The 530-nt window shown below is 59.2% G+C and carries 1 protein-coding gene; it reads right to left on the reverse strand.

Translation table 11 applies throughout. The features are described from left to right. Window positions 1-530 (reverse strand): proton-conducting transporter transmembrane domain-containing protein (locus CSC62_RS17660; RefSeq protein WP_281353331.1); only part of this gene is annotated, 530 nt, incomplete at both ends.

Consider the following 530-nt stretch of genomic DNA (forward strand, 5'->3'; position numbering starts at 1 on the left):
GTGTACGCCGCGGTGATCACCAGCGTGGTGGCTGCAGCGAAGGCAACCAGCGGATGCTTCTGGAAGCTGGCCAGGATGACCATGAACTCGCCGACAAAACCACTCGTTCCAGGCAAACCGGCGTTGGCCATGAAGAACAACATGGAGAACGTGGCGAACCACGGCATCACGTTGACCACGCCGCCGTAGTCGGCGATGCGACGGGTATGCATGCGGTCGTAGAGCACGCCGATGCATGAGAACATCGCACCGGATACGAAACCGTGCGAAATCATCTGCACCATCGCGCCCTGCAGGCCCAGACGGGCAGCATCGGTGCTGCCATAATCGCGCACCAAAGTGAAGGCGATAAAGGTACCGAGCGTGACGAAACTCATGTGCGCGATGGACGAATACGCCACCAGCTTCTTCATGTCGTCCTGTACCAACGCCACCAAGCCGACATAGATCACCGCAATCAGCGACAGCGTGATGACCAGCCAGGCGAACTCATGACTCGCATCCGGCACGATCGGCAGGTTGAAGCGCAG

This window comes from Pseudoxanthomonas jiangsuensis (assembly GCF_010093185.1).
GTDB classification, from domain to species: domain Bacteria; phylum Pseudomonadota; class Gammaproteobacteria; order Xanthomonadales; family Xanthomonadaceae; genus Pseudoxanthomonas; species Pseudoxanthomonas jiangsuensis.